Origin of the sequence: Pseudomonas sp. 10S4 (assembly GCF_034344865.1) — a bacterium.
In the GTDB taxonomy this organism is placed as follows: domain Bacteria; phylum Pseudomonadota; class Gammaproteobacteria; order Pseudomonadales; family Pseudomonadaceae; genus Aquipseudomonas.
Genome location: NZ_CP133774.1, coordinates 6986918 through 7010468 on the forward strand (window position 1 = coordinate 6986918; position 23551 = coordinate 7010468).

18 protein-coding genes and 3 pseudogenes are annotated in these 23551 nt (G+C 58.2%); 14 read left to right on the forward strand and 7 right to left on the reverse strand.

Features of this window, described 5'->3' with window-relative positions; genetic code table 11:
* Positions 1-401: 401 nt before the first annotated feature.
* On the forward strand, positions 402-1295 hold the full coding sequence (locus tag RHM58_RS32490; protein WP_201206733.1) for a sensor histidine kinase: 894 nt from the start codon (positions 402-404) through the stop codon (positions 1293-1295).
* Positions 1292-1951 (forward strand): response regulator transcription factor, encoded by a 660-nt coding sequence (locus tag RHM58_RS32495; RefSeq protein WP_201205443.1) that lies wholly within the window; start codon positions 1292-1294, stop codon positions 1949-1951. The genes RHM58_RS32490 and RHM58_RS32495 overlap by 4 nt, the downstream gene beginning before the upstream one ends.
* Here RHM58_RS32495 and yegS read toward each other — a convergent pair.
* Complete coding sequence (gene yegS, locus RHM58_RS32500) at positions 1935-2852, reverse strand: lipid kinase YegS (RefSeq protein ID WP_201205445.1); 918 nt, start codon at positions 2850-2852, stop codon at positions 1935-1937. The two genes, RHM58_RS32495 and yegS, sit on opposite strands and share 17 nt — an antisense overlap.
* Before the next feature lie 235 nt (positions 2853-3087).
* Here yegS and RHM58_RS32505 point away from each other — a divergent pair, with 235 nt between their 5' ends.
* Entirely contained in the window at positions 3088-3354 is a 267-nt protein-coding gene (locus tag RHM58_RS32505) for a hypothetical protein (RefSeq protein WP_242486242.1), read from the forward strand.
* Positions 3355-3422: 68 nt separating this feature from the next.
* Here RHM58_RS32505 and glp read toward each other — a convergent pair whose 3' ends face one another.
* Both glp and moaB read right to left on the reverse strand, forming a co-directional pair.
* Positions 3423-4649 carry a gephyrin-like molybdotransferase Glp gene (gene glp, locus RHM58_RS32510; protein ID WP_322269216.1) on the reverse strand — a complete coding sequence of 409 codons (1227 nt, stop codon included), beginning with the start codon at positions 4647-4649 and terminating at the stop codon, positions 3423-3425.
* The gene (moaB, locus tag RHM58_RS32515; protein ID WP_092279602.1) at positions 4633-5172 is read right to left on the reverse strand and encodes a molybdenum cofactor biosynthesis protein B; all 540 of its coding nucleotides are present in this window, start codon (positions 5170-5172) and stop codon (positions 4633-4635) included. Before moaB ends, glp begins: the two co-directional genes overlap by 17 nt.
* Positions 5173-5253: 81 nt before the next feature.
* On the opposite strand from moaB, the gene mobA reads away from it, so the two are divergent.
* Together mobA and RHM58_RS32525 are read left to right on the forward strand one after the other, a co-directional pair.
* Positions 5254-5856: a molybdenum cofactor guanylyltransferase MobA gene (gene mobA / locus RHM58_RS32520; protein WP_201205451.1), complete on the forward strand. Its 603-nt coding sequence runs from the start codon at positions 5254-5256 to the stop codon at positions 5854-5856.
* 77 nt (positions 5857-5933) lie between these two features.
* On the forward strand, positions 5934-6155 hold the full coding sequence (locus tag RHM58_RS32525) for a YgdI/YgdR family lipoprotein (RefSeq protein ID WP_201191232.1): 222 nt from the start codon (positions 5934-5936) through the stop codon (positions 6153-6155).
* A gap of 79 nt (positions 6156-6234) precedes the next feature.
* Here the strand turns inward: RHM58_RS32525 and RHM58_RS32530 are convergent.
* From RHM58_RS32530 to RHM58_RS32540, 3 genes and pseudogenes are all read right to left on the reverse strand, one after another.
* A pseudogene (locus RHM58_RS32530) lies at positions 6235-7124 on the reverse strand (pseudouridine synthase).
* 71 nt (positions 7125-7195) lie between these two features.
* Positions 7196-7516: a transcriptional regulator gene (locus RHM58_RS32535; protein WP_201205505.1), complete on the reverse strand. Its 321-nt coding sequence runs from the start codon at positions 7514-7516 to the stop codon at positions 7196-7198.
* Between the two features lie 151 nt (positions 7517-7667).
* Positions 7668-7904 carry a glutaredoxin family protein gene (locus RHM58_RS32540; RefSeq protein ID WP_201191238.1) on the reverse strand — a complete coding sequence of 79 codons (237 nt, stop codon included), beginning with the start codon at positions 7902-7904 and terminating at the stop codon, positions 7668-7670.
* Positions 7905-8118: 214 nt separating this feature from the next.
* On the opposite strand from RHM58_RS32540, the gene RHM58_RS32545 reads away from it, so the two are divergent.
* Positions 8119-9831, forward strand: a complete 1713-nt coding sequence (locus tag RHM58_RS32545; RefSeq protein ID WP_201205507.1) for a cation:proton antiporter — start codon at positions 8119-8121, stop codon at positions 9829-9831.
* On the opposite strand, the pseudogene RHM58_RS32550 reads toward RHM58_RS32545, so the two are convergent.
* A pseudogene (locus tag RHM58_RS32550) lies at positions 9828-11035 on the reverse strand (ammonium transporter). The gene RHM58_RS32545 and the pseudogene RHM58_RS32550 overlap by 4 nt on opposite strands.
* A 306-nt stretch (positions 11036-11341) precedes the next feature.
* On the opposite strand from RHM58_RS32550, the gene RHM58_RS32555 reads away from it, so the two are divergent.
* From RHM58_RS32555 to RHM58_RS32590, 8 genes and pseudogenes are all read left to right on the forward strand, one after another.
* Positions 11342-11656, forward strand: coding sequence for a DUF883 family protein (locus RHM58_RS32555; RefSeq protein ID WP_201205511.1), 315 nt, complete (start codon positions 11342-11344; stop codon positions 11654-11656).
* 1 nt (position 11657) lies between these two features.
* Positions 11658-12047, forward strand: a complete 390-nt coding sequence (locus tag RHM58_RS32560) for a phage holin family protein (protein WP_201191242.1) — start codon at positions 11658-11660, stop codon at positions 12045-12047.
* The gene (locus RHM58_RS32565; protein ID WP_201205513.1) at positions 12044-12385 is read left to right on the forward strand and encodes a hypothetical protein; all 342 of its coding nucleotides are present in this window, start codon (positions 12044-12046) and stop codon (positions 12383-12385) included. Before RHM58_RS32560 ends, RHM58_RS32565 begins: the two co-directional genes overlap by 4 nt.
* Positions 12386-12511: 126 nt before the next feature.
* A complete protein-coding gene (locus RHM58_RS32570) occupies positions 12512-13675 on the forward strand; it encodes an EAL domain-containing protein (protein WP_201205515.1) in 1164 nt (387 codons plus the stop codon).
* Between the two features lie 68 nt (positions 13676-13743).
* Entirely contained in the window at positions 13744-15075 is a 1332-nt protein-coding gene (locus tag RHM58_RS32575; protein WP_322269218.1) for a deoxyguanosinetriphosphate triphosphohydrolase, read from the forward strand.
* A gap of 468 nt (positions 15076-15543) precedes the next feature.
* Positions 15544-16170: a response regulator transcription factor gene (locus RHM58_RS32580; protein WP_201206739.1), complete on the forward strand. Its 627-nt coding sequence runs from the start codon at positions 15544-15546 to the stop codon at positions 16168-16170.
* Positions 16171-16178: 8 nt separating this feature from the next.
* Positions 16179-19835 (forward strand): annotated as a pseudogene (locus tag RHM58_RS32585) (transporter substrate-binding domain-containing protein).
* Positions 19836-19884: 49 nt separating this feature from the next.
* The gene (locus tag RHM58_RS32590; RefSeq protein ID WP_322269220.1) at positions 19885-22830 is read left to right on the forward strand and encodes an HD domain-containing phosphohydrolase; all 2946 of its coding nucleotides are present in this window, start codon (positions 19885-19887) and stop codon (positions 22828-22830) included.
* Positions 22831-23551 lie beyond the last annotated feature (721 nt).

Consider the following 23551-nt stretch of genomic DNA (forward strand, 5'->3'; position numbering starts at 1 on the left):
AATAATTGTTTCTGTCGCGCAAGGACTATTGCTCTAGCACTCAGGTAATACCTGACCATAAAAATAAATGGCCAATTACCTTCGGCATCCTCGCGTGACAATAACCACACTTTTTCCATTATGGAACTAACGTCCAGAACAGCTGAATTCCTGACTGTCTGGACATATATACCAAACGCGACCAACGGTATCTTAAGTGGTATTATGCCGCCCATTAGTTGGCTTCAATTAATGGCGTCGTGATTCCAGACGAGAGCGGCTCGATAAACTTCAAGGCCGATTTCAACCACTGGTTTCACCCCTTGAAGTCGCTGTTTCACCCAATAGTTTTTTTCAGACAGAGATCCGTCAGGCCCCCTGACCGATTTTCCCGCAGCGAACATCCATTGGCTCCATCCGCTATGTACGCCAGCCTCAAGTCAATCACCACGTGGCCACCTTCCAGAGAAAACGCGCGTCGGTTCACTCTGGTGCTATGTACCTGCTCAGCACTTGGCAGCCTGTTGGTCTATGGCCTGTCCACTCAACTGCCGGCGGGTCTGCTGGTGCTCAATCTGGCAGCACTTGCCTGCGTCTGGGTCGGGCATCGCCTCTCGCGCAAATCAATAAAGTTTCAGCCACAAGAGCTGGCCGATCGGCTTCTGGAAGTACAGGAAAACGAACGCCATCGGCTCAGCCGGGAGTTGCACGACGACATCGGCCAGTTACTGACGGCAGCGAAACTTCAAAGCGAATGGCTCAAACGTCGGCTACCCGAAGACCTGCAGGACCAGTGCTCGACGCTCTGCGATACCCTGGAAGAAACGTTGACCAAGGTGCGTGACGTGTCGGCTATCCTCAACCCCCGGCAACTGACCAGTCTTGGGCTGGAAGCCAGTTTGCGGGCACACTTGCTCAAGACCCTGGCCAATACGTCGGTGCACTGGAGCCTGGAGTGTCATCAGCGCTTGACCGGGCTCTCTGAAGAAATGGCCCTGGCAGCCTTCCGGATTACTCAGGAAGCGGTGACCAATATCCTGCGCCACGCCGAGGCCAGAAATTTATTGGTACGCCTGCAACGCCTGCCTCAGGGCCTGACATTGCTGATCAGCGACGACGGCCAGGGCTTTGAGCCCGCGGTAAACCCCGCGCGTGAAGGGCAGCGCGGAATGGCCGGGATGTCGGAACGGATCGATCAATTGGGCGGGACCTTGACCGTGACCAGCGAGCCGGGCAAAGGCACTCAAATCGAAGCACTTTTCCCCTGGGCGCCCCGCGCACTCGAGCGGGCCAGCACGAATAAGGTTCTGCGTTGACTTGTAACTTACTTCTGGTGGATGACCACTCGCTTATCCGGGCAGGCGTGCGCGCTCTGGTGCTGGATATTCCCGGCTACGCGGTCGTTGGCGAGGCCAATGACGGCTCGCAACTACTGGAGATGGTCGAGCAACTGTCCCCGGACATCGTCCTGCTGGATATTTCCATGAAGGAAACCGGCGGCCTCGAAGCCTTGCAGCGACTCAAAAGAGTTCGCCCACAAAGCAAAGTACTGATCCTGTCGATGCACACCGACCCGACACTGATCATGCAAGCTTTGGAGTCCGGCGCCCACGGTTATTTGCTCAAGGACACCACGGCCACCGAGCTCGAACACGCACTGGACGCCTTGCGCAATAACGAACGCTATCTGAGCCCGGCCATTGCCCACACGGTGATCAACCAGGCACTGACGCGCACTCAGAAAAACCAGCCGACTATTGCGGACTCTCACAACCTGACGGCCCGTCAGCTGGAAATCCTGCGCCTGATCGTTCGCGGCAAATCCACCCGGGAAATCGCCAACGGTCTGGGCCTGAGTATCAAGACTGTCGAAACCCACCGCTCGCAGATCATGAAACGCTTGCAGATCTACGACGTGGCGGGCCTAGTGCTGTTTGCCGTGCGCGAACAGATCATCAGCCTGGATGATTGACAGCCGGCGATGAACCCAGCAGCGGTGAGTTCGGCGGCAAATGCACACGCAATGCCGCCTCACGCGCCTCGAAACGCAAGCTGTCCCCCTCCAGAGGCTCACCATCAAGGTTGATGTGCAGGCCTTCCGAGACTTTGATCTCGACCCACGGCAAACGGGCTCGCACGAACATGTTGTCGATGCCGAAGCCATCGGCCAGCAGGTTTTTCAAGGTGCCTACCACCTCCTGCGGCGCTGGCAGAATGCTGATATCCAGCAATCCATCGTCAACCAGCGCTTGCGGGCACAGCACACGACCACCACCGGCCTGTCGGCCATTTCCGATACCCAGTGCCAACAGCTCGCCACGCCAGTAAAAGTCCGGTCCCTGCAATTCGCCATAGGCCGCATGCAATTCACTGAAGCGCGATAAACCGGTGAACAGGTACGCCGCCCCGCCCAGAACCTTTTTCAGGTCCTCCGACGTATTGGCCGTGACATTACTGCCAAAACCGCCAGTGGCCATATTCAGAAACACTTGTCCGTCTACCTCGCCCAGGTCGATGGAGACCGGGGCGCTGTCCAGAAGCTCCAGTGCCCGGGCAGGCTCCAGAGAGATGCCGGCAGCGCGCGCAAAATCATTAGCGGTACCCAATGGCATCAGCACCAGGCTGGACTCGTTCGAATGCGCTGCCATGGCCTCGGCGATATCGCGCAAGGTGCCATCGCCGCCGCCGGCAATGATCTGCGTATAACCCGCTGCCAGCGCTTCACCCACCAGACGCTGGGCGTCGCCCGCCTCCCAAGTCAGCCGAACGGCCAGATTCCAGCCCTCCTTGCGCTTGCCTTCGACGGCCGCGCGCACGTCTTCGTTGAGTGCCTGCTTGCCATGCAGAATCAACAGCGCCTTGCGCTCATCCATTGCGATAACTCCCCATGATTAGAATCCGTATGGGAGATGTTGACCTCACAGGCACCGAAAAAAGTCAGCGGATCTTGAATTAATTCAGGCCTCGGCGCCTCGCGTCCTACAGAGCGGGATATTTTCTTACAAAACGTGAGGAATCGGCTCAATTGACCGAGCCTGGTGATTGGTACACCTTTGGAGGCCTGCGGTTTCAATCACCAAAATACATACACACAAGGATGTGCACGCAATGAATGCAAACGCCTTAAGGGCTCATCAGGCTGAATTCAAAAACAGCGCAAAACCCACTGGAGAAGTTGATATGGAACCTCGCGTCATTGAACTGGAGACACACCTCAAGTACATCCGCAGGGACATGGATGAGGTGCGTGGTGACGTGAGATCCATCAAACACCGACTGGCCTATTCCACCGGTGCAACGGCCGTGATCCTGGGACTTCTGGGGTGGGTCGCCAACAGCCGGTTCGAACAGGTCGTAACGCTCCTGGCGCATTAAGCGGCATGGATGCACGCAAGACCCGGCTCATGCTACCGGGGCTTGCGTTGGTCAGCCAACAGCAGGCATCAGCTCAAGACTTCACTCAGGGGAATGAAATTGACGTATTCACCCTCGATCAGCGTCCGGTCCTCCAGCACTTCAACCAGGCCCTCGGCCCAAGCGGCGCTGCGTAGTACCCCGGAACTCTGGTTCCTGTAGATGGTTGCCCGACCATTCTCGAGACGCCCGCGCAGGTACTCGCGTCGATTGCCGGCCTTGGGCCAGACAAACCCTGCCAGCACTGGGAACTTCAGCGGTTCGACGTCTTTGACGCCTTGACGGCGAAAGATATAAGGCCGCGCCAGCAAGGCAAAGGTCACTAGCGTCGACGCCGGGTTACCCGGCAAACCAATCACCGGCACACCACGGAAATGCCCGAACGTCAGCGGTTTACCAGGCTTGATGGCGAGCTTCCAAAGCGTCAGTTCGCCCTCTTCGCGCAAGGCTATGCCGAGGAAATCAGCTTCGCCCACTGATACACCACCCGTGGACAAAATCAGGTCGACATCCGTCAGCTCGCTTAAACGAGCGCGAGTTATTTCCAGATCATCCACCAGGATGCCGGCGTCAATGACCTCGCAACCCAAACGCTGCAACCAGCTACAGAGCAACACGCGATTACTGTTGTAGATCTGCCCCGGGCCCAGGGCCCGACCGGGTTCGACCAGTTCATCGCCGGTGGACAGCACCGCGACGCGAACCTTGCGCACCACATCAAGCTCGGCACAGCCCAGTGATGCCGCCAAGCCCTGCTCGATCGGTCCAAGACGCGTGCCCGCCGACAAGACCAACTCGCCGACGGTGGTTTCCTGGCCTTGCGGACGAATGTTTTGACCCGCCGTCATGGCCTCGAAGAACACTACGCGTTCGTCTGCCCGAACCTCAGCGTTCTCCTGCATTTCCACGCAGTCCGCACCCTCCGGCACCGGCGCGCCGGTGAAGATTCGTGCGCAAGTCCCAGGCTGCAAGGGTTGCGGTGCCTGGCCAGCAAAAATCCTCTGGCTAACCACCAACGGTTCGCCGGTCCAATCGGCTAGGCGCAGGGCATAACCGTCCATGGCACTGTTGGGCCAGGGCGGTAAATCCAGCGTCGAGATCAGATCGTCCGCCAACACTCGACCCTGAACCTGCGCCAGCGGCAGGCGTTCACGTTCACGAATCGGCGCCGCTTCGGCCATTTCCAGCAAACGCGCGAGCGCCACTTCGACTGGCATCAAACTGCCGGTCTTGCCAGGCTTACCCGCGGGATTCACAGGGTGCCGCCTGTTTCAGATGAGGGACGAAATTGCACGGACGGTGCCGCGAATCCAGTTGTTCGGCGAGGATGCCATCCCAACCAGTACGCACGGCATTGGTCGAGCCCGGCAAGCAGCACACCAGCGTGCCGTTGGCCAGACCGGCCAGGGCTCGGGACTGCACGGTCGAGGTACCGATGTCTGCCACCGAAATCTGCCGGAACAGCTCGCCAAAACCATCGACCTGTTTATCCAGCAGGCAACTCACCGCTTCCGGCGTGCTGTCGCGGCCGGTGAACCCGGTGCCGCCAGTGATCAGCACCACCTGCACGACATCGTCGGCAATCCAAGTGGCGACTTGCGCACGAATTTTGTAGAGATCATCTTTAAGCAGCACCCGCGCCGCGAGGTTATGACCGGCAGCGCTCAGGCGGTCGACGAACACCTGGCCTGAAGTGTCGGTTTCCAGGGTACGGGTATCACTGACAGTCAGCACCGCGATGTTGAGCGGTGCGAAAGGTACATCAGCCTTGGCTTTCATAGGCTCGTCCAGTTGTAGGGGAAACAGCCCGGTGTTATATCACAGCACCTCATTTTTTTGCCGCCCCCAGGGAGAGTTGCCATGACGTCAAATACACCGCTGTCGCTGTGTTCCATTCTGCTCCTGGCGGGAGGGCGCGGCCAACGCATGGGCGGCCAGGACAAGGGGTTGATCGAATGGCATGGCGAACCGCTGATTGCCCACCTGCACCGTAAGACCCGTGCACTCAGCGATGACCTGATCATCTCCTGCAATAGAAACCAGGAAAAATATGCGCCGTACGCCGACCGATTGGTCGTTGATGATCACACCGATTTCCCTGGGCCTCTGGCCGGTATTCGTGCTGGCCTGAAGGCCGCCCGCCATCCGCATCTGCTGGTGTTGCCCTGTGATGTGCCGCGTATTGATGATGCGCTGCTGCAAAGCATGCGCGAAACGGCCGGGCTTCATCCGGACAAGCCGCTAATGCTGCGCCACGGCGAACATTGGGAGCCGTTGCTGTGCGTTATCCCCGTCGCCCTTTTAGATGCGTTCGAAAACGCCTGGAACGAGGGTGAACGCAGCCCGGGCCGGATCATGCGCCAGCTCGGCGCCATTGCCCTGCAATGCCCTGACAATGACCCTCGCCTGGCCAACCTGAACACCCCCGAACTGTTAAGTGCACATAACACTGTGTCAGACTGACACGAGAAGGAACTTGCGCGCGTTGCATACGTCTACAAGCTCAGTAACCAAAAGAATTCATATTCGGAGACACGCTCATGACTCAACGGACCCTCGCCACATTCATGCTCGCACTGGGCCTTGCCACCCTCGCCGGTTGCGCATCGCCAACAGTGATCACCTTGAATGACGGTCGTGAAATCCAGGCCGTCGACCAGCCTAAATTCGATTCCGAGTCGGGTTTCTACGAGTTCGAACAGCTGGATGGCAAGCACACTCGCATCAACAAGGATCAGGTTCGTACTGTTAAAGAGTTGTAATCTTTGCGGTGATAACCGGATACAGAAAAGCCCGCGAAATGCGGGCTTTTTCGTGGGCGAAGCATAGTGCGGCGACCGATCACCACTGCAAGGTGATGGTGCTTTCGAAGGCCCGCTCCTGACCGGTGACCGGGTCCACAAAGCGCAGTCCCTGGGCCAGCAATTTCAGGGGTTGGCGTAATCATCCTCGACGTCCTTGAGCACCTGTGGGTAGAACGGATCATTGCAGATACTCGCGCCCAAAGCCGTCATGTGCACGCGCAACTGGTGCTTCTTGCCGGTGACCGGATAGAGCCCGTAACGCCAGAGTTCGCCGTTTTTCTCCCTGACCTCGACCGCCGTCTCGGTGTTGCTGACGCCCGGACCTTCCTGCATGCGAAAGAACGGTTCGCCATCGACAAGCCGGCTTTTATGGACCAACGGAAAGGCCAGCTCAGGCAACGCCGGGGCAATGGCCTCGTAGCGTTTTTCGATTTGCCGCGTTGGGAACAACGACTGATACGCCGAACGCGTCTGAGGATTGGCTGAAAACAGCACGAGCCCCGCGGTATGCCGGTCGATGCGGTGCAAAGGCACCAAGTGGGGATTATCCAAGCGGTGGATCAGCCGCCGTAGCAGAGTCTGCTCCACGTATTCGCCAGCCGGCGTTACGGGCAGAAAGTGCGGTTTGTCCGCGACTACCAGATGTTCGTCGGCGTACAGGATCGACTCGATCACCGGAATAGGTTTTTCGTCCGGCACCTCACGAAAATAGTGAATCCGCAGACCTTCCTTGTAGGCCAGGTCAAGGGCGATTGGCAGGCCTTGTCCGTCGAGGACACGACCGCGAGCGATCCGGTCCAGCCACTGTTCACGACCAATTGCGCGAAAGTGCTCGCACAGGCAATCGAGGACGGTCTGCCACGGGCCGGGTGGCAAGTAGAGGGTGCTGGCCTGGCTGTGTGCAGCAGAAAAAGACGAAGTGGACATACGAAAGCTCTAACCCTCAATGCAGGGCGGCATTATCCAACAGTGACCGGAGCGAACCTAGCGAAGAATCCTCAAGCCGGGATCGACTGGGTCCGCGCGGCAGCCTCAGTGAACTCCTTGAGCCAGCGCAATACATCCACCGCTTCCCAGCGGCCGGGATCGTAAAGCGCATACATCAAGCCTTGATAACCCACGACATCCAGTTGCCGGTGATAGCCCGCGCGCTGGAACAAGGCTTCGATTTCGGCGAAACAGGTGTTGAAATGCAGCTTGTTGAACGGGGTTTTACCTTCGGTGACCAGGCCATCCAGACGCAATTCGAGGACCGCCTCGCGCACCACGTCGGCCGACATCCGGTTCACGCTGTTCTTCAATTGTTCGACATTGACCACGGTTCATCCCTCTGACTCACGGGATCACCTGGCCAACTCCGAAAGAGAAGGATGCAGGGCAGGCAATCCGAATAACTGTACATACATACAGTAACCGAATAACCTGTTTTGCGCCAATGGATGAACGCAACACCGCGACGGGTGGAAACGTTCAGCGCAAGAACGCCACGACCTGCTCGGCATCGAAGGGCCAATCGAGTTCAGCGCCGCTATCAAGACGCCGCAACACCGGGATACGCAGGCCATAGTCCTCGACCCAATCTTCGTTTTCCGCGATATCGACCAACTCCACCAACAAACCGTGCTCGACCAAGGGCATCAGTTCTTCTTCGGCAAGTTCACACAGATGGCAACCCAGGGTGCCGAATAGCTGACATTCAGGAGGCATGACAAACAGACCAGGCAAAGTGAGGTTTCATTCTAGGCCCACCAAAGCTGTCGAGCCAATGACCGTAAGGCCTGGAGACATCCCCGGCAGTCGATTTCAAAAGGTTTCGGCAATTTCCTGATGCATATCATTTGCGCCGAATCCCGTTTGCGCGATGCTCTCGACTTTTTTGCCTCTACGCTTGGGTAGCCCGAAGTCGTCACCGGAGTTTTTTGTGTTTGCCAATCTGTTGATCATCCTTGCCTCCTCCCTGGTGGTCATTGCCTTGTTCCGGCGCCTGCGCTTGCCGCCGGTGCTGGGCTACCTTTGTGTGGGACTGATGATCGGGCCTACAGCACTCGACTGGGTGAACGAAAGCGACGAGCTACCTGACCTCGCTGAGCTGGGCGTGGTGTTCCTGCTGTTCTCCCTCGGGCTGGAGTTTTCCCTGTCGAAAATGCTCGCGCTGCGCCACGTCGTGTTCGGCCTTGGCAGCTTGCAAGTGCTGGGCTCCGGGATGCTGCTGGGGGCTTTGCTGATGCTGTTTGGTATGTCTGTCACACCAGCATTATTGCTCGGTGCCGGCCTGGCGTTGTCTTCCACGGCCATTGTCAGCAAGGAGCTTGGCAGCCTGGGTGAGATTTTCAGCAGTCACGGCCAGAATGCCATCGGCGTGTTGCTGTTCCAGGACGTAGTGGCGGTGTTGCTGCTGACCTTGGTGCCGGTGTTTGCCGGTAGCAGCGATCAAGCCTGGTATTGGGCGCTCCCCCTGACACTGGCCAAGACCGTGCTGCTGTTTGTTGGCCTGCTGCTGGCCAGCCGCTGGTTGCTGCCCCGATTGTTCCATGAGGTGGCCGCGTCGCGTTCCGCGGAACTGTTCGTGCTACTGGCCCTGGTGATTGTGCTGCTGACGGCCTGGCTGACGCACTTGCTCGGCCTCTCCCCCGCCCTCGGCGCTTTCCTGGCCGGCATGTTGCTGGGGGAAAGCCATTACCGACATCAGATCGAGGCCGATATCCGGCCGTTTCGCGACATTTTGCTCGGGTTGTTTTTTGTCAGTATCGGCATGTTGATCGACTTGCAGCTGTTTGCCAGCCACGGTCTGCTCATCCTCGGTTTGACCCTCTGCCTACTCTTGATCAAGGGCAGCGTGGTAGCCCTGCTGGTCAAATGGCGTGGCAGCGATGACGAGACAGCCTGGCGCAGCGGTCTGGCATTGGCCCAGGGTGGCGAGTTCTGCTTTGCCTTGATGGCGCAGATGCAGCAACACAAACTGATGCCCGCCGACCTCGGCGGCCTGCTGCTGGCCGCGACGTTCTGTTCGATGCTGGTCACGCCGCTGTTGCTGCGCGCCGCGCCACGCATCGCCGCACGCCTGCACCGTAAACCCAACGAAGAAGCAAAGCTTGAGGAAATCAGCGCGCTCAATGCCGGCCTGCAAGGCCATGTGGTGATTTGTGGCTACGGTCGTGTGGGGCAATCCATTGGCCGGTTTCTGCACAACGCGCAACAAACCTACATTGCCCTGGATAACGACCCCGTGCGGGTTCAGGAGGCTGCCGTCGGTGAACGCAGCGTGCACTACGGCGACTCACGCCGTGGCGAACTTCTGGCTGCCGTGGGGCTGGAACGGGCCAGGTTGCTGGTGATCGCGGTGGACAATAGCGACATTGCGTTACTGATCTTGAAGGAAGCACGCCGATATAACCCGAGCGTGCCAATCCTGGTACGCACTCGGGACGACAGTCAGTGGGCCGAATTGAAAGCGGCCGGCGCCAATGAAGTGGTGCCGGAGCTGCTGGAGTCGAGCCTGATGCTCGCCTCCCATGCGCTGATCATGCTGGGTTTGCCCGCGCATCAGGTTCAGGAGCGTGTCGATCAGGTGCGCCACGATCGCTATCGCCTGCTGCACCGGTTTTATCCCGGTGCAGAAGATGAAGAAAACTAGTCCTGGCTCACGGCGCCGATCTTGTGCACCGACAGGTCCGCGCCGTAATACTCCTCTTCCTGACTCAGGCGCAGCCCGTGGAACGCCTTGATCGTGCCATACACCGCAAAGCCACCGGCCAGTGCCACGACCACGCCCAACGAGGTCCCAAGCAACTGGCTGATCAGGCTCACCCCGCCCAAACCGCCCAAGGCAGTCTGACCGAAGATGCCGCAAGCGATCCCGCCCCACACGCCACACAGACCATGCAATGGCCAGACACCCAGCACATCATCGATGCGCCATTTGCCTTGGGCAGCGGTGAAGCACCAGACGAACAACGCCCCGGCAATCGCCCCGGTCACCAGTGCACCCACCGGGTGCATCAGGTCGGAACCGGCGCAAATCGCCACCAGCCCGGCCAGCGGGCCGTTATGCAAAAAGCCCGGGTCATTGCGCCCGACGATCAACGCCGCCACGGTGCCGCCGACCATGGCCATCAGCGAATTCACCGCCACCAACCCGCTGATACCTTGCAACGTCTGTGCACTCATGACGTTAAAGCCGAACCAGCCAACGATCAGAATCCACGACCCCAAAGCCAGGAACGGAATACTCGACGGTGCGAACGCCACCAGTCGACCGTCGCGATAACGCCCCTGCCGTGGCCCGAGCAACAATACCGCCGCCAGCGCCAACCAACCGCCCATGGCGTGGACCACCACGGAACCGGCGAAATCATGGAAACTGGCGCCAAAATGCTCCAGCAACCAGGCTTGAAAACCGAAGTTACCGTTCCAGATCATGCCCTCGAAAAACGGGTAGATGAACGCCACTATCAGCGCGGTCGCGCACAACTGCGGAACGAAGCGTGCACGCTCGGCAATGCCGCCAGAAATGATCGCCGGGATCGCCGCGGCAAACGTCAGCAGAAAAAGAACTTCACCAGCGCGTAACCATGATCGGCATTGATCACCGCCGCCGGTTGCATGAAAGTGACGCCGTAGGAAATCCAGTAGCCTATAAAGAAGTAGGCCAGCGTCGAAATGGCGAAGTCGCTGAGGATCTTCGACAAGGCGTTGACCTGGTTCTTTTGTCGAACCGTGCCGACTTCCAGAAACGCGAAACCGGCGTGCATGGCCAAAACCATGACGGCACCGATCAGAATGAACAACGTGTTGGAGCTGTGGACCAGACTGTCCACAGCGCTTTGCAGATTTTCCATGGGGTTGGCAGACCTGAAGGCTAAAAAAGCACCAAAGCAGTTCGCGCAGGCAATCCATGCACCAAGTTGCGCCTTATCGGAACCAACGTATTGATTCCAATGAACCGCTTTGGCGCACAAGGCCGGAACCTTTGCGCGGGTTTTGATTATTTGAGTTATGGTTTTGCTCAAATCATGCACAGCAACAGCGCAACGGCGCGAGCTGACGCACCACGACATAGCAAAAGTTGTACCAGTCATTTGTACTGAACCTTCGCCCAAGGCTCATACTCGAACGCATCAGAAGCCACTTACGGAGATCTACCCATGGCCAGCATCAAGGCAAAGACTGCTCAAGAAATCCTGATGAACGATTTTCAAACCCTGGTCAACGACACCGAACGGTTGCTGGAACACACCGCGTCCCTGGCCGGCGACCAGGCCGATGAATTGCGCGACCAGATCCACGACAGCCTGCTGCGCGCCCGCGAAACCCTGAAGCTGACCGAAGACTCCTTGCGTGATCGCGGCCAGGCTGCGGTCACCGCCACCGAGGATTATGTTCAGGCCAACCCATGGCAATCGGTCGGCATCGCCGCCGGCGTGGGTTTCCTCATCGGCCTGCTAGCCACGCGTCGCTGATATGTCTATCGGCGAATCCGGCTCGTCCGCGACGGGCACCAGCGCTACAACGCGGCGCCTGGGTGCCGCATTTCTAGGGTTGCTGCACAGCCATGTCGAACTGTTCGGCATCGAATTGCAGGAACAGAAAGCACGCACCGTCAGCCTGTTGCTGTTTGCAGGCCTGGCGCTGGTCTTTGCCTTGCTGTTGCTGGTGGGGTTATCGACGCTGGTGATGATCCTGTTTTGGGACACCTACCGCCTGGCCGCGATCATTGGGCTTTGCGTGTTCTACACCCTGGCTGCGATATTTTGCGGGATGCGGCTCAAGGCTGCGGTCTTCGATGAGTCCTCACCCTTCCATGGCACCTTGGAAGAATTGGCCAACGACCGGGAGCGCCTGCTGCCATGAGCCTGCCTCAGCTACCTCAAAACAGTTCCCGCGCCGAAATGCGCAAGGCGCTGATCCGCTTGCGCATGGAAATGCACCGCCAGGAAATCCGCCAGGAATCCCGGCAACTGCTGCAACCCTTGCAGCGAGTGCGCGGGATGACACAAAACCTGCAGGACGGTTTCGGCATCAAGCACGCCCCGCTCTGGGGCGTGGCCGCCGTGACCCTGCTCGGTTTTCTCACCGGCAAGAGCGCCAAAAACGGTGGCGTCAGCAGCCTGACTCGCCTGGTTCAACTCGGCGCCAGCCTGGGGCCGCTGATCAAACTGGTCATGCAGGGCTCCTCACGTAAACCCTGATCAGCCGCTATCTGGCTGCATTCTTGCAATACCACCGGGATGAACCTCTCTATCGAGGGGTTCGATCCTGCCTACCTACCCGGTGACCAGGTTTATCCAAAAACAAGACCTTACCAAGGAGGCCTCGTGATCGACGGGCAACCGCTCGCCTGCTTTCAGCCGTTCATCGATACCGCCACTGGCCGTATCGCCGGCGTCGAGGCACTGGGTCGACTGCGTCAGGCCGATGGTCAATTGACCTCTGTGGGACCGTTGTTCGCCGACCCGCGAACCCCGGCCATCGCCCTGCGCCGTCTCGACCGACAGATCCGCGATAACGCCCTGAGTCGTTTGCACGAGGCCCCTGCGGACTGGTTTCTGAGCCTGAACATGTCACCACGCTGGATCAGCCGCCTGCGCCCGGACCAAGCTTTGCCAAGTCTCAAGCAATTGGCCAGGCATAGCGTCGATCCGCAACGCATTGTCTTCGAGATCACTGAACTGGGGGGCGACAGCCAACGTCTGGCCGAAGTGGTCGCGCGCTACCGACAGGCCGGCGCACGGATTGCGATCGATGACTTCGGTGCCGGTTACTCCCAACTCGATCGTGTGCTGGCCCTGCAACCGGACATTCTCAAGCTCGACATGCGCCTGTTTCAGGCCGCCGCCTTGGGCGGGCCGAGCAGCGAAGTGGTCAAGGCCCTGGCGCAAATGGCCGAGAAAACCGGGTGCTGGATCATCGCCGAAGGGGTGGAAACCGAGGCCCAGCTTAATTTCGCCCTGGAGTGCGGTTCACGCTATGTGCAGGGGTTTCTGTTCGCCCGGGCGCAAACCGGTTTCTTTGCCACCGATGCCTTTGTCGAACAGTTCGCGCAACTGCGCCAACGTTATGTTCAGCGCAAGCTGACGGAACGTGGCCGGCTGATGATCATGCGCCGGCAACTCACCGAGCTGATGGCCATCCTGCAAGACTGGGCTCAGGCCCGCGCGCCCCTCAGCGCTTTACCGCAACTGGATGCTTTTCCCTGGCTGTTGCGCTTCTACCAATGCGACCGTCACGGCACGCAACTGACGCCCAACCTTGAATGGCGCAACAACTGTTGGGAGGCCGACAACCGCTACCTGGGCCACAACTGGTCATGGCGCCCGTACTTCTATCACCTGCTGGCCGAAGGTTGGGATGAGCGTCGGCTAACCCTTTCCAATACCTACCGCGACGCCACCAGCAATCAGTATTGCCTGACGGCGGGACAGTTTTTCGACAATGGCGAGCGACTGCTGCTCATCGATATCGACGCCGCCGGGTTGTAGTTCTGCTTGCAGGCACTGATGCGAGTAAGGACACTGGGCCATCAGTCACTTGACGGAGAGACCCAGCCTTGGATTGGCAAACCCTGCTCACCCGAGAACGCCTCGGAAAGCCGCTGCACAGCCCGGAAGAACTCGGCCGCAGCCCTTTTCACAAAGACCACGACCGCATCATTTTCTCCGGCGCATTCCGCCGCCTGGGGCGCAAGACTCAGGTCCATCCGGTCTCCAGCAACGATCACATCCACACGCGTCTGACCCACTCACTGGAAGTCAGTTGCGTCGGCCGCTCCCTTGGGATGCGCGTCGGCGAAACCATCCGCAACGCCCTGCCCGACTGGTGCGAACCGAGCGACCTGGGCATGGTCGTGCAATCGGCTTGCCTGGCCCATGACATCGGCAATCCACCCTTCGGTCACTCCGGCGAAGATGCGATCCGTCACTGGTTCCAGCAAGCCGCCGGGCGTGGCTGGCTGGATGCAATGAGCGAGGTCGAACGCAACGACTTCCTCAACTTCGAAGGCAATGCCCAAGGCTTCCGCGTGCTCACGCAACTGGAGTATCACCAGTTCGACGGCGGTACCCGGCTGACCTACGCCACCCTCGGCACTTATCTGAAATACCCGTGGACAGCCAAGCACGCCGATTCTCTGGGCTATAAGAAGCACAAGTTCGGCTGCTATCAGAGCGAACTGCCGCTGCTGGAACAGATCGCGCACAAACTTGGCCTGCCGCAACTGGAAGACCAGCGCTGGGCCCGTCATCCGCTGGTGTACCTGATGGAAGCGGCCGATGACATTTGCTACGCGCTGATCGACCTTGAAGATGGCCTGGAGATGGACCTGCTGGAATACGCCGAAGTCGAATCCCTGCTGCTGGACCTGGTGGGCGACGATATACCGGAAACCTATCGCCTGCTCGGCCCACAGGATTCGCGCCGACGCAAACTGGCGATCCTGCGGGGCAAGGCCATCGAACACCTGACCAACGCGGCCGCGCGGGCCTTCGTCGAGCAACAGGACGCGTTGCTGGCCGGCACATTGCCGGGCGACCTGGTGGAGCACATGCACGGCCCGGCCAAGCGCTGCGTGCTGAATGCCAAGGACATGGCGCGTAAAAAGATCTTCCAGGACAAGCGCAAGACGCTGCATGAAATCGGCGCCTACACCACCCTGGAAATCCTGCTCAACGCCTTCTGCGGCGCTGCACTGGAACAGCACAACGGTCGCACACCGTCCTTCAAGAGCCGCCGCGTACTCGACCTGTTGGGTATCAACGCGCCCGATCCCCATGGCCCGCTGCATACATCGTTCCTGCGCATGATTGATTTCATCGCCGGCATGACCGACAGCTATGCCAGCGAAATGGCCCAGGAAATGACCGGCCGCTCGGTCCACGGATAAAAACGCTGAATCAGCCGTGTCAGATTCTTCTGACCGGCTGATTGAAGTGGCTTGCCCTTCACCGCATTTCAACGCGCGCAGAGTGGCCCTAAAAGTTGCTTTGATCCAGCTTGCCGGCCGCCGGGGAATGATCCGATACCCCTTGCTGGCATACATGACCAAGCCACTGAAAAACCCGGCTTTAGAAACTAATTGACCTTGGTCCAAATATAAACCCTGGCAAACTCCCGACACTTTCAAGTGCAATCAATTACAGCATGTAACTTGCAATGTAAACATCATCACTTTCCGATTACACAATCAGAACTTTCACATTTCCTCATTGGAAACCTAGTTGATACGTAGGCCCATTCCTTATCAATTGTAGGAAACGTCCTGTATTGCCGCTATAGACCCGCCAGTTCATGCGCCCCCTCAATTAACTGAGCTAAGGTGCGCGCTTTATTCGCGCTCGTATGGGACTTGATTATGAACTCCGTTTTTATTGTCGACGATCACCCCGTCATCCGGCTTGCTGTCCGGATGCTGCTGGAGCATGAGGGTTATAAAGTCGTGGGCGAAACCGATAATGGGGTCGATGCCATGCAGATGGTTCGCGAATGCATGCCTGATTTGATCATTCTCGATATCAGTATTCCCAAACTCGACGGACTGGAAGTACTCGCTCGTTTCAATGCCATGAGCACACCGTTGAAAACACTGGTACTGACAGCACAATGCCCAACACTTTTCGGCATTCGCTGCATGCAATCCGGGGCCTCGGGGTATGTGTGCAAACAAGAAGATCTCAGTGAACTGGTAAGCGCCATCAAGGCTGTACTTTCCGGTTACAACTACTTCCCCAGCCAGGCCTTGAACCCCGTGCGCCCGGATGACGCAAGGTATGCAGAACTTGAGCTGTTCAAGTCAGTCAACGACCGTGAATTGATGGTATTGCAACTGTTCGCCCAAGGGCGCACCAACAAGGAAATCGCCAAAGGCATGTTCCTGAGCAACAAGACTGTCAGCACTTACAAGAAACGACTCATGCAAAAACTCAAGGCCAAATCCCTGGTAGAACTCATCGAGATGGCAAAACGTAACGCGTTAGTGTGAGAGACAGGATGCCCAGTCGCATAAAGGACTATCTAATAACATTGAGCGCGGGTTTATGCCTGAGCACCTCAGTGTCCGCAGCACACACTGACGTCGAGAACTACAGCCTGCTCAGCCGCTCAACCGGCGGACACGTGGAAGTCCAACTGGATAAATCTCAACGTCAATGGGCACACAACAAGCGCGAACTGACACTGGGCACATCAGCCCCCGACTACCCGCCTTTTGACCTGACGGTCAGTGGCCGTGACTATGAAGGCTTCACCGCCGACTTCGCCGGGATCCTCGGCCGGGCCATGGGGTTGCCGGTGAAGGTTCAGCGCTACGCTTCGCGCCAGGCTGCCATCGAGGCGCTGCAAAAGGGCGAGGTCGACCTGCTCGGCACAGCCAATGGATTCGAAGCAGGCAATTCCGATATTGTGCTTTCTGCGCCCTATGCCGTAGACCAGCCGGTGCTGGTGACCCGCGAGGGGAAACCCGATCGCTGACCGACGGCCTCGCCGGGCTGCGACTGAGCATGGTGTATCACTATTTACCGCGCGAGGAAGTGAAGGCGCTGTACCCGAAAGCGATCATCACCGACTACCCCTCCTACCAGAATGCAATCAATGCAGTGGCCTTCGACCAGGCTGATGTCTTTCTCGGCGACACCATTTCAACCCACTACATGATCAACAAGGGTTACCTGAACAACGTCCGCATGGCCAACTTCGGTAAACACGAAGCCCACGGCTTCAGCTTCGCGGTGCACAAGGACAACCCGGATCTGTTACAGATCATCAACGCGACGCTCAAGGCCGTCCCCACCAGCGAGCGGGAAAGCATCGCCAAGCGCTGGAGTGCCGGCAGCGACATTCTCCTCACCGATCACAAGCTGCAACTGACTGAACGCGAACAACGCTGGCTGGCAAAACACCCGGTGGTGCGTGTGGTGGTCAACGAGGCGTTTGCGCCGCTGACGTTTTTTGACAGCAACGGAAACTTTCGCGGCGTCACCGCCGACCTTCTCGAACTGATCCGCTTGCGTACCGGTTTGCGCTTTGACATCCAGCGCAGCCGCGGCGACAACCAAATGATCGCCCTGGTCAAAGACAATCAGGCCGACTTGATCGCCGCGCTGCTCCCCAGCGCGCAACGCGAGACCCAACTGAACTTCAGCCGCCCCTACCTGGAAAACTCTTTTGTCCTGCTGACGCGTAAATCCGCCGACAGCGCGACAAACCTTGCGCAACTGCACGGCAAACGCCTGGCCATTGCCCAGGGCAACCCACTGATGGATTACTTGCGCCGCGAGTTCCCACGGATCCAGCTGATTGAAACGCCGGACACCTTTCACGCGGTGGAACTGCTCGCCGAGGGGCAAGTGGAAGGCGCCGTCAACTCGCTGATCATCGCCAACTACTTCATTTCATCGCGAATCTTCGAACACAAACTGCAAATCACCACCACCATCGGCACCGAGCGGGAGGCCGCGTTCTCCATGGCCACCGCGCGGGGTGCTACGGAACTGAATGCCATCCTCGATAAAGCGCTGCTGAGCATTGCGCCGGAAGAGCTGGGGGTCATCAACAGCCGTTGGCGTGGCTACTCGGCGGCCTCGGAAAAAACCTGGAACAACTTTCACCGGGTGTTCTATCAGATTGTGATCGGTGCCAGCGTGCTGTTGCTGATTTCCATGGCCTGGAATGCCTGGATGCGCCGTCAGATCAAACAACGTCAGGCGGCTGAGCGCGCGCTTAACGATCAGTTCGAATTCATGCGCTCGCTGGTCAACGGCACGCCTCACCCGATATATGTACGCGACCGCCAGGGGCTGCTGCAAAGTTGCAACGACAGCTACCTGGAGGCTTTCCAGGCGAAGCGCGAAGACGTGATCGGTAAGAGCATCATGCAGGGCAACATGAATAATGCCTTCGAAGCCCGGGAATATCAGGCTGACTATCAACGGGTCGTCGCCGAGGGCTCACCGTTGATCGTCGACCGCCCGCTGCACATTGGCGGCCGCCGGCTGACGATCTATCACTGGATCCTGCCCTATCGCGATTCGAGTGGTGAAGTGCAAGGCATTATCGGCGGCTGGATCGACATTAGTGAACGGCGACAACTGTTCGATAAGTTGCGCGCGGCAAAAGAACAGGCCGATGAGGCAAACCGGGCCAAGAGCACCTTTCTGGCCACCATGAGCCACGAAATCCGCACGCCGATGAACGCAGTGATTGGCATGCTTGAATTGACCCTCAAACGCATGGATCAGGGTCATCTGGATCGTTCGTCCATCGAAACCGCGTACTACTCGGCGAAGGACTTGCTGGAGTTGATCGGCGACATTCTCGATATAGCGCGGATCGAATCAGGGCGCCTGAGCCTGAGCCCGGAGCGCGTCAACCCGGGTGAAATCGTGGCCTCGGTGGTGAGGATTTTCGACGGCCTGGCCCGGCAAAAATCTTCGCCTGCTGCTGGAGTTCAATCCGCCGCAGCCGCCCGTGGATGTGATGCTGGACCCACTGCGCTTCAAGCAGGTGCTGTCCAACCTGGTCAGCAATGCCATCAAGTTTACCGAGCAGGGTCAGGTCAAAATTAGCGTCGACTTGCTTCCTGACGATGAGCCCGGACGTACGCAGATGCAGGTGCAGGTACACGACAGTGGTGTCGGCGTCAGCGAACAGGATCAGCAGCGGCTGTTTGAACCCTTCGCCCAGATTGACAACAACGGGCAGTTGGCCCGGGGCGGCGCAGGGCTCGGTCTGGTCATCAGTCGCAGTTTGTGCGAAATGATGGGGGGCAGCCTGCAACTGAGCAGCCAGCCGGGGGTTGGTACTCAGGTCAACGTTTCACTGCACTTGGCGACGCTGCCGCGCGAGCTGGCACCAGACCGGGTCGAACCACACATCCCCACCAGCGACGCGCCCTTGAACGTGCTGGTGGTCGACGATCATCCCGCCAACCGCTTGCTCATGTGCCAACAACTGGAATACCTCGGGCATCGTTTTACCGGTGCCTGCGATGGCCAGGCGGGACTGGAAGCCTGGACGCACGAAGCCTTCGATCTGGTGGTGGTTGATTGCAACATGCCCATCATGAATGGCTACGACCTGGCCTGCGCCATTCGCCTGCTGGAACAGCAACAGCACCGCCCTCCCTGTACCGTGCTGGGTTTTACCGCCAACGCACAGCCGGAAGAAATACACCGCTGCAAGCAAGCCGGAATGAACGATTGCCTGTTCAAACCCTTGAGCCTGGCTGCGTTGAGCCAATGGGTCGAAAGCATCAGGCCGGCCCTGCGCAACCAGCCATTCAATGTCGAAGGACTGGACCTGTTGACGGGTGGCAATCCGGAGCTGGCACAGCGCCTGATGGCCGAGCTACTGAACAGCAATCGCCTGGATCGACAGGAGTTGCTGGCCTTAACGCGACTGGAGCCCCGAGTCGAAGGCCGCCAGGCACTGATCAACGTCGCACATAAAATCAAAGGGGCGGCCCGAATTGCCCAGGCTACCCGATTGATCGAGTGTTGCGAGGCCCTCGAAAAAGCCTGCCACGACGCAGCGCCGGCGGATGAAGTCGCCCGATGCAATCAAGCCATGGACCAGGCCATGCTCGAACTGGAGCGAGCGTTACTGCACCAGATTGGCCTCAACACCAACAGCAAAATAGTGGAGCCTTAACTATGCTTGGACGCTGAGCAGTGCGTTAACCACTATGGAGAGACCAGCGATGCCCAGCCCACTGCGCCCGGATCAACGCCGGTTTCCCCTGCACGTCCATATCAGCGTCATGTTCACGTTCCTGTTGTTACTGACCGGCGTGGTGCTGGGGATTTTCAATTACCGACAAACCACGCAGATCATTCTTTCCAGCAGTGAAAAGCTCTTCAATCGCATCGAGCAGGATGTACGCCTGGACCTGCAAACCACCTATGAACCCATTCGCCACCTACTAAGCCTGTTGGCCGATCTGCCGGCCACCCAGGCCCCGGCTCTTGAACCACGGCTGGCATTGCTCAAGCCGTTCAGCCAATCGCTCAAGGACAACCCCGACCTGGCTTCGCTGTACCTGGGCTACGGCAATGGCGATTTCTTCATGGTTCGGCCGCTGCGCACCGATGCCCTCAAGACGCTCCTCAAGGCCCCGGATACCGCGGCCTATCAGGTCTGGAGCATCGAGCGTCACGACAGCGCCAATCAGGTCGTTTCCCAATCCTTGTTCTACGATCAGGCCCTGAACCTCATCAGCCGCCAGGACGTGTCCGACGAAAACTACGACCCTCGGACCCGCGCCTGGTTTACCAGCGCTCGTGCGGATGCAGACCAGATCACCACCGAACCCTATATCTTTTTCTCCACCCACAACGTCGGCACCACTCTGGCTCGACGCAGCGGCGACGGCGCGGTGATGGGCGCCGACCTGACCCTGGCCGAACTCTCCGCAACCCTGGCCAAACACGTCGTCACCCCCAGTACCGAAATCGTCCTGTTCGATGCCCAAGGCAATGCCATTGCCTACCCGGACGCCAGCAAACTGATCATCGACGACCAGAGCGCCCGCCTCAGCAAAGCTGCGGACCTGAGCCCTGGCCTCGGCGCGCTGCTCGCCAATTCGCCAGCAGGCAATCGCCTGGAGGTTGACGGCCGGCAGTGGATCTTTGCCCGCAGCAGCATGCAGGAAGGTGGCCCCCAGGGCTTGCAATTGGCACTGCTGGTGCCTGAAGACGAGTTACTCGTCGATGCCTATCGCATGCGCTGGCAAGGCGCTCTGATCACCCTGGCCACTTTGCTGCTGTGCCTGCCGCTGGGCTGGCTGACGTCGCGAATTCTGGTCAATCCCCTGCATGCCTTGGTGAAGGAAGCCGATGCAATTCGCAGTTTCGATTTCAACTTTCCGGTGAGCCGCCGCTCGCCAGTGCTGGAAGTCGATCAGTTGAGCGTGTCGATGGCGCGGATGAAGGACACCCTGGGGAGTTTTTTCCAGATCACCGACAGCCTGTGTGCCGAAACCCGCTTCGCGCCGTTGCTGCAGCGAGTGCTGTTTGAAACGGTAAAAATCGCCCAGGCCCAGGCCGGTCTGATCTACCTGCGCGAAGGCGACGGTGATCGAATTGAACCCCATGGCCTGGTCATCAATGGCCTGTCCCAGGCCTTGCCGTCGTTTGATATTCAAGGGCATGAACTGCAAAACCCACAGAACCCAGCGTGGTTACAACGGCTGGCGAATACCGAGAACGTGGTTGCCAGCCTGGGTTTCGAACAGGCCGGGGATTTGCAGAAGGTGCTGCTCGCGATGGAGAGCCCGCGGGTGCACCTGATCGGTATTCGATTGCGCAACCGGCATAACGAAACCGTGGGCTTGCTGGTTCTGCTGCTGGCCGACAGCGGCAGCCAAAGCGACCTGGAAAAACTTCGACCGGATCGCATTGCGTTTCTTCAAGCGGTGTCCGGCGCCGCAGCGGTGAGTATCGACAGCCAACGTCTGCAGGCGAAACAAAAACAACTGCTCGATTCCTTCATTCAACTGCTGGCCGGCGCGATCGACGCCAAGAGCCCCTACACCGGCGGCCATTGCCAGCGGGTGCCGGCGCTGACCCTGATGCTCGCCCAGGCGGCTGCGGCCAGTCAGGCCCCGGCCTTCAGCGGCTACCATCCCACCGAAGATGAGTGGGAAGCCTTGCACATTGCGGCCTGGCTTCACGATTGCGGCAAGGTCACAACGCCCGAGTATGTGGTCGACAAGGCCACCAAACTGGAAACCCTGAACGATCGCATCCACGAAATTCGAACCCGCTTCGAAGTGCTCAAGCGCGATGCCTGGATCAACTATTGGCAGGCCATCGCCCTGGGTGGCGACGAGCAGCACCTGGCCGAACTACGCAATGCCGTGCTGGCGGGGCTGGACGATGACTTCACCTTTGTCGCCCGCTGCAATCTGGGCAGCGAAGCCATGGCCGAAGCCGACCTCAAGCGCCTGAACACCATCGCTCAACAGACCTGGACCCGAACCCTGGATGATCGACTGGGGGTTTCCTGGGAAGAGAACCGTCGTCAGGCGCGCACCCCGGCGTCGACACTGCCGGTCAGTGAACCGCTGCTGGCGGACAAACCCGAGCAACTGTTCGAACGCGCCGAAGGCGAACTGATCCCGGCCGACAATCCCTGGGGCTTCAAACTTGATGTGCCGCGCTACAAATACAATCGCGGCGAGCTCTACAACCTGAGCATTCCCCGGGGCACCCTGACACGCGAAGAGCGCTACATCATCAATCACCACATGGTGCAGACGATCCTGATGCTCAGCCACCTGCCCTTTCCAGGCCATCTCAACAACGTTGCCGAGATCGCGGGCGGCCACCATGAAAAAATGGACGGCACCGGTTATCCCAAACAGTTGAAGCGCGACGACATGAGCCTGCCGGCTCGGATGATGGCAATTGCCGATATTTTCGAGGCGCTGACGGCGGCAGATCGCCCCTACAAAAAGGCCAAGTCCTTGAGCGAAGCGTTGGGCATCATGGCCACGATGTGCCGTGACGCCCATATCGATCCGCAATTGTTCGAGCTGTTTATCAACGAACAGATTTACCGGCAGTACGCCGAGCAATTCCTCGATCCAAAACAGATCGACACCGTGGACCCGGCAAGCCTGCTGGTCAGGGCAGGCTTGATCTGATGCCAGTCAGTTAAAGATTTGAACACCGCAATCCATGTGGGAGCGAGCTTGCTCCCACAGGTTGCACTCTTCACTTATGGACTGGACCTACTTTTATTGAAACCTACATCTAACGCGGGTAGTGGAGATACTTAATATTCTGAGTACCCGTTTTGTACCACCGTTTCACCATCTAACTGATTTTTTACCACGGTTTCCTACCGCCTTCTAATCTCATCCGCAAAGCCCATCACCTCTCGGCCGCATCAAGCTGCCAGGCCACTCGATTCAGCATCCCCAGTGGTGAATGAAAACAGTACACCTTTCTATCGATAACGAACGTTTCCAAGGTTTTTACAGACTTGACTCTATGCAAATATCCGTAGCAGACCTTACAATAGTAATTTGGCAGCGAGCGTAAAAATGAAAATACCCACTTTCCACAACACTCGAGTCTCTATTATATTTTCTGCGGACCTGCCCCAATGAGAGGGACACTTACAGCTCTATTTAATATATTTTTAATACTTATATTACCTATCTTGGCCTGGGGTACCTTTTTAGATGTTTTCTACCCAAAGTTTGGCACACCAATACTTGACCGGATAATTTTCGCAACCTTGCTCTTACTTCCACTGGTAGGTATTTATATAAAAACCGTTGAATGGCCGATATTCTTACGAATTGTTCTAGGGCTTTCTTGCCTGCTGATTTTACTCTTCGTATTTATACTTTTTGCATT

Coding starts and splice junctions, on each gene's coding strand:
- RHM58_RS32490 (WP_201206733.1), top strand. CDS start 402: ATGTACGCCAGCCTCAAGTCAATCACCACGTGGCCACCTTCCAGAGAA.
- yegS (WP_201205445.1), bottom strand. CDS start 2,852: ATGGATGAGCGCAAGGCGCTGTTGATTCTGCATGGCAAGCAGGCACTC.
- RHM58_RS32505 (WP_242486242.1), top strand. CDS start 3,088: ATGAATGCAAACGCCTTAAGGGCTCATCAGGCTGAATTCAAAAACAGC.
- moaB (WP_092279602.1), bottom strand. CDS start 5,172: ATGAAAGCCAAGGCTGATGTACCTTTCGCACCGCTCAACATCGCGGTG.
- mobA (WP_201205451.1), top strand. CDS start 5,254: ATGACGTCAAATACACCGCTGTCGCTGTGTTCCATTCTGCTCCTGGCG.
- RHM58_RS32525 (WP_201191232.1), top strand. CDS start 5,934: ATGACTCAACGGACCCTCGCCACATTCATGCTCGCACTGGGCCTTGCC.
- RHM58_RS32540 (WP_201191238.1), bottom strand. CDS start 7,904: ATGCCTCCTGAATGTCAGCTATTCGGCACCCTGGGTTGCCATCTGTGT.
- RHM58_RS32555 (WP_201205511.1), top strand. CDS start 11,342: ATGGCCAGCATCAAGGCAAAGACTGCTCAAGAAATCCTGATGAACGAT.
- RHM58_RS32560 (WP_201191242.1), top strand. CDS start 11,658: ATGTCTATCGGCGAATCCGGCTCGTCCGCGACGGGCACCAGCGCTACA.
- RHM58_RS32565 (WP_201205513.1), top strand. CDS start 12,044: ATGAGCCTGCCTCAGCTACCTCAAAACAGTTCCCGCGCCGAAATGCGC.
- RHM58_RS32580 (WP_201206739.1), top strand. CDS start 15,544: ATGAACTCCGTTTTTATTGTCGACGATCACCCCGTCATCCGGCTTGCT.
- RHM58_RS32590 (WP_322269220.1), top strand. CDS start 19,885: ATGCCCAGCCCACTGCGCCCGGATCAACGCCGGTTTCCCCTGCACGTC.